Below are 5,449 nucleotides of genomic sequence, written 5' to 3' on the forward strand. Positions count from 1 at the left end.
GGGCGGGGGCGGCCGGTCCTGTCCCGTCCCTGCCGAAGATCAGATAAGCCAGGCCGCCCCAGGGGTTCGAGACGAAGATGACCAGCGCCCATCCCCACTTCGACAGGTGGCGGACCCGGCTCCGGCGCAGGTCTACCAGGCAGTACACGTCGAAGCAGATCGCCGCCGCGACCACCAGCGCGACTACCAGGATCGTCGGGGTCACTCGGCATCACCGTCCCGGCATGGAGCGCCCATCACGCGGCCAGTCTAATACTCACAGAAGTGAGAATGTAAACTTTTTTGAGAACATTGATTAAACTGGGTCCGTGGCCTCCGCTGACCTGTTGCTGCACCCGGTACGGCTCCGTATCGTCAAGGCGTTCCTCGGCGACCGGGCGCTGACTACGAGCCAGCTCGCCGCCGAGCTCGACGACGTGCCCGCGGGCAGCCTCTACCGGCATGTCGCCCGGCTGACCAAGGCCGGCGTGCTGCAGGTCGTCGCCGAGCGGCGGGTCCGCGGCGCCGTGGAGCGCACCTACACCCTGCGCTTGTACGCCGCCCAGATCCAGCCCGGCGAGGCGAGGGCCATGACGCTCGACGAGCACGCGCACGCCTTCACCGCCTACATCGCCGGCCTGCTCGCGGACTTCGACCGCTACATCGCCAGCGCCCCCGCCGACCCGGTCGGCGATGGCGCCAGCTACCGGGTCGCGGGCATGTGGCTCACCGACGAGGAGTTCGCCAGCCTGGTGCGCGACGTGCGCGAGGTCTTCCAGCCGCGGCTGGCCAATGCCCCGGGCAAGGGGCGCCGCCGCCGCATGCTCTACACGGTGACGCTGCCCGATCCGCGGGTAACCGGCTGACGGCCGCCGCGGCCTTGGTGATCTCGGCGAGCTGATCGGATACCCAGCGGTACACGTCGTGGTCGCGGACGTGCGCGGCCATCGGGCCGAGGGCCCCGCGCCTGGTGTCGGCGGTCAGCCCGAGCGCGTACTCGATCCGGTAGGACAGCCCCTCCACGTCGAACGGGTTGCAGTGCACGGCTTGCGGCAGCTCGTCGGCGGCGCCGGTGAACTCGCTGAGCAGCAGCACGCCGCTGCCGCCGCGGGCATTCTGGACGGTCACGTACTCCTTGCAGACGAGGTTCATCCCGTCGATCAGCGGCGTGACGAGCAGCGCGTCGGCGAGCGCGTAGTAGGCGGCGAGCTGCCGCTGGGACAGCCCGCGGTAGAGGTAGTGCACCGGCACGTCGCTGCCCGGCTCGGTGTACAGGCCGTTGATCCGCCCGACGTGCTGCTCCACGGTGCTGCGCAGCTGTCGGTACTCCCGCACGTCGTCCCGGCTGGGCACGGCGATCTGCAGGAAGGAGAGGCTGGTCCGGAGGCCGGGGTTCCGCTCGAGCAGCATCTCCACCGCCAGCAGGCGCTCGATGATGCCCTTGGTGTAGTCGAGCCGGTCGACGCCGAGCAGCAGGGTGCGGTCACGGAACTGTTCGGCCAGCAGGCGGATGTCGTTGTCCGTTTCCGGCTCGATGGCGTGCTGGGTGAACTCCGCGGCGTCGATCGAGATGGGCGCGGTGGCGGTGGTCACCGCGCGGCCGTCGGGCAGCACGACAGAGTCGCCGCGCACCTCGATGTCGTCGTCGCGCAGCAGGCGCGCGCACGAGCGGAGGAAGTTGGCCCGGTACTCGTCGGTGTGGAAGGCGACCACGTCGGCGCCGAGCAGGCCGGTCAGGATCTGCTCGCGCCAGGGCAGCCTGGCGAAGATGTCCGGCGACGGCCACGGCACGTGCAGGAAGAACCCGGTCGGCTGCCCGCCCCGGCGCTCCCTGATGAGTTGCGGGACGAGCATCAGCTGGTAGTCGTGCACCCAGGCGATCGCGTCCGGCTGCTCGTCAAGGGCCGCCGCGGCCCGCTCGCCGAAGATCGCGTTGACGTCCCGGTAGGCGTACCACCAGGCTCGCTCGAACCTGGGCTTCTCGATCGCGTTGTGCAGCAGCGGCCACAGCGTCGCGTTGGCGAAGCCGTGGTAATAGTTGCGCACTTGCGCGGCCGACAGCCCGATCGGCACCAGCCGGACGCCGGAGTCCGGCAGCGTCGGCGGCAGTCCCTTGGTGCCCCCGTCCCAGCCCACCCAGGCACCGGGATGCGTGGCCATCACCGGCCGCAGCGCCGTGACCAGGCCGCCGGGCGAGAGCTCCCAGCCATTGTCGCCGTGGTGCACCGGGAGCCGGTTGGCCACGGCGACGACGGGCCGGTCCTGGTCTTCGGTGCTGGTGCCGTTCATGCCCAGCGGGTACCCGCCACGAGCGGGCCGAACCTCACTGTCCGGCGAGGCGGGCACCGAGCCGCGGGTAGACCCGCCTGGTGTTGAGCTCGTAGATCTTGCCGCGGTCGTCCTCGGTCAGCTTGACGTTGTCGACGTAGCGCTTCGTGTCGTCCCAGGACGCGCCGGTCTCGGGGTTGTTACCGCGCACGGCGCCGAGCATCTCGGAGGCGAACAGGATGTTGTCGGCGCTGATCACGTTCGTCAGCAGGTCGATGCCCGGCTGGTGGTAGACGCAGGTGTCGAAGAACACGTTCTTCATCACGTGCTCGTCGAGCGGCGGCCGGTTCATCCGCACGGTCAGGCCGCGGAAGCGGCCCCAGTGGTAGGGCACCGCGCCGCCGCCGTGCGGGATCACGAACCGCAGCGCGGGGAACCTGCCGAACAGGTCGCCCTCCACCAGCTGCATGAACACCGTGGTGTCCGCGTTGAGATAGTGCGCGCCGAGCGTGTGCACCGCCGGGTTCCGCGAGGTCGACACGTGGATCATCGCGGGCACGTCGAGCTCGATCATCTTCTCGTAGACAGGGAACCAGTACTCGTCGGTCATCGGCGGCGAGCTCCAGAAACCGCCGGACGGGTCGGGGTTCAGGTTGCACCCGACGAATCCCAGCTCTGTCACGCACCGCTCGAGCTCCGCGACCGAGTCGTCGAGCGAGCCATTCGGGGTCTGCGGCAGCTGGCAGACGCCGGCGAAGTTCTGCGGGAACAGCGTCGTCACCCGGTGCACGAGGTCGTTGCTCGCGCGCGCCCAGGCGCGCGCGGTGACCGGGTCGGTGATGTGCTGATCCATCCAGGACGCCCGCGGCGAGAAGATCGTCATGTCGATGCCGCGCTCGCCCTGCAGCCGCAGCTGGTTCGCCTCGATCGTCTCGCTGATCTCGCTGTCGCTGATGGCGGGGACCGCCGGCACCGGGCCGCCGTCCGCCTCGGCCAGCCGCGCGTGCAGCGCGTCGTGGTACTCACCGAACGCGGTGGGGATCGTGGTGTAGTGGCCGTGACAGTCGATGATCATGGCTTAAATCGTAGTCTGTGCCGCGTCTGAGCTCAGGTTGGCGTGGCAGGCGTGCAGGCAGTGGCGCAGCTGGGAGGTCTCGCCGCTGCCCAGGCCGGCGAGCATCCGCTTTTCCAGCGTGGCGACCTGGTCCCGGTAGTCGTCAAGCAGTTCCCGCCCCGCGGTCGTCAGGCCGACGACCAGCCGCCTGCGGTCGGCCTGGTCGCGATGCCGCTCGATCAGCCCGCGTCCTTCCAGGGCGGTGATCATGTCGGCCATCGACTGGGCCGTGACGAAGGAGTTGCGGGCGAGCTGGGCCGCCGACATGTCGGGGTGGCGCTCCAGCACCGTGAGCGCCGTGTACTGCAGGGCGGTCAGCCCGGCGGGGCGCAGGAGGTTGTCCAAGTGCGACCTGACGGCCAGCTCGACCTGCTTGACGAGATAGAGGAGCATCGGCTGCGGCGCGGCGGGCGCCGCCGCCCTGGCGGCAGCGCCCGCCGGCATGGTGGTCGACATACGCCGAGGCTACCGTGACCGGCTGGCGGGCCAGCTGGTCACGAGCCGACGGACCGCCTGACTACCCCCGATAGGGCGTCGGGACCGATCCGGTGAGCTCACCTGGGTGGTAATCGGTGAACCGGGCCGGGCCAAGGTTCAGGGCGGTGGCCGCCTGCTCCAGGCTCGCTGCCGTCGTGACGTTGTCCCAATGACCGGTGGTCACCCGATGCATGACCGCCTGGACGCCCGCGACGAGCTCGGCCGAGCTGAAGTTGCAGTGCCCGAAGCTCTCCGTGTACGCCTGCCGGAGCAGCCCGCCGCTGCCGGCCTGGTCCACGAGGTGCCGGTAGTAGTTCTCGTTCTGGACCGGGACGAGGTTGTCGCCGATCGTGTGCAGGTCGAGTTCGGGAACCGCGAGCCGGCCGGTCGGGACGGAGGTCGCGACGAGCGACCGCAGCGCCGCCGGGTCCGCCTTGATCGTGGTGTTCGCGGTGAGCGTCGCAAGGTCGGCGTTCAGGTTCAGGCCGGCCTCCTTGTAGAGGGCCTCGACCTGGTTCTTGAAGGGCGAGCCCGCGAGGGCTCTGGCGAAGTTCGTCCCGACATCCCAGGTCGCGTTGCCGCCATCGGCCTGGTCGACGGACACCCGGCCGAGCTCGATGAAGTCCATGATGCTGAACCCGCCGCCGAACATCACGTTGTACTGGGCGGCCTCCTGGCCGTTCGGGTCGCTAGCCGGGACGGGCGTGGTGCTCGTGGACAGCCACGGGGTCGTGTTCAGGAACGCGAGCGCCAGGGCCAGCCGTGCCCGCCCGGCCGCGGTCGTCTGCGCCGCGGTGGCATCAGCGGTCAGCGCCGAGGCGGTGGCGAGCGCGGTCGTGTCGTCACCGAACCCGACAAGCTGCGTGCTCGGGTTGCCGAGCAGTTGCGCGATCGCGTACTCGCCGTCGATCTGGTACTCGTTCAGGTTCACGCCGCCGCCGACGATGCCGCAGGTGGTCAGCGCGCCGTTGATCTTGCCCGCGCCCTGCTGCGCCTCGAGGGCGCTGATCAGGCCGCCCATCGAGGTGCCGAACGCGAGCACGTGGGCCGGCCGGGACGTCAGCACGGTGGACTCGACCGCCGCGAGCGTGCCGAACTGGTCGCTGACGGCGGTGTCCAGTGCCCACTCCGAGCCGTTCGGGTCATAGGAGGAGCCGGCCAGCGCGTACCCGCGGGCGAGCAGCGCGGCCTGGGTGCCGGGGTCTGGGGCGTCGGCTGCGGTCAGCGGGCCGAAGCCGTGGCTGTACAGCAGCAGGGTCCCGTTCCACTGAGCCGGGACATCCGCGATCCAGGTGGTCCCGTTGGCCAGCGTGCCGGTGTAGCTGGTGCTCGCCGGCGCGGTGGCGGCGGCCGCCGAAACGGCCGTCGGGACACCCGCCGCGACGGCTACGCCCACCGCGATCGCTGCCGCGCGCAGGGCTGTTCTCCTGGTGGTGACCGTCCTGGGACTCACACCCACCTCCGTATGGTCGCTGCGTTGCCGCCCACTTGGCGTGAATGCTGTCACAGCCGGAAAGAGATGTACAGGATTCCTGTCGATTATTCCGGTGCCGGGAAACCAAAAACCCCGAACCACTGAGGGTTCGGGGCTAGCCGGAGCTCCCGCGATAG

At 69.9% G+C, this 5,449-nt stretch carries 5 protein-coding genes and 1 pseudogene; 1 reads left to right on the plus strand and 5 read right to left on the minus strand.

Translation table 11 applies throughout. From position 1 onward, the window contains the following. On the minus strand, window positions 1–205 hold a 205-nt coding region (locus WA805_RS05375; RefSeq protein ID WP_425241791.1), incomplete at its 3' end, for a PLD nuclease N-terminal domain-containing protein. A 103-nt stretch (window positions 206–308) separates the two neighbouring features. Between WA805_RS05375 and WA805_RS05380 the strand changes: the two genes are divergently transcribed. Beyond that, window positions 309–845: a helix-turn-helix domain-containing protein gene (locus tag WA805_RS05380; protein ID WP_422289211.1), complete on the plus strand. Its 537-nt coding sequence runs from the start codon at window positions 309–311 to the stop codon at window positions 843–845. A gap of 28 nt (window positions 846–873) precedes the next feature. Here WA805_RS05380 and WA805_RS05385 read toward each other — a convergent pair. The 4 genes and pseudogenes from WA805_RS05385 to WA805_RS05400 all read right to left on the minus strand — a co-directional run. Then, window positions 874–2,268 (minus strand): annotated as a pseudogene (locus WA805_RS05385) (alpha,alpha-trehalose-phosphate synthase (UDP-forming)); the annotation flags it as partial. A gap of 34 nt (window positions 2,269–2,302) precedes the next feature. Beyond that, a complete protein-coding gene (locus tag WA805_RS05390) occupies window positions 2,303–3,322 on the minus strand; it encodes an amidohydrolase family protein (protein WP_425241792.1) in 1,020 nt (339 codons plus the stop codon). Window positions 3,323–3,325: 3 nt separating this feature from the next. Next, entirely contained in the window at window positions 3,326–3,817 is a 492-nt protein-coding gene (locus WA805_RS05395) for a MarR family winged helix-turn-helix transcriptional regulator (RefSeq protein WP_425241793.1), read from the minus strand. A gap of 61 nt (window positions 3,818–3,878) precedes the next feature. Continuing rightward, window positions 3,879–5,291 carry a hypothetical protein gene (locus tag WA805_RS05400; protein WP_422289213.1) on the minus strand — a complete coding sequence of 471 codons (1,413 nt, stop codon included), beginning with the start codon at window positions 5,289–5,291 and terminating at the stop codon, window positions 3,879–3,881. Window positions 5,292–5,449 lie beyond the last annotated feature (158 nt).

Origin of the sequence: Trebonia sp., from assembly GCF_049794275.1 — a bacterium.
GTDB lineage: Bacteria > Actinomycetota > Actinomycetes > Streptosporangiales > Streptosporangiaceae > Trebonia.

Bases quoted from the DNA above. Each gene is read 5' to 3' on its own strand.
- WA805_RS05390 (WP_425241792.1), bottom strand. From the start codon at position 3,322: ATGATCATCGACTGTCACGGCCACTACACCACGATCCCCACCGCGTTC.
- WA805_RS05395 (WP_425241793.1), bottom strand. From the start codon at position 3,817: ATGTCGACCACCATGCCGGCGGGCGCTGCCGCCAGGGCGGCGGCGCCC.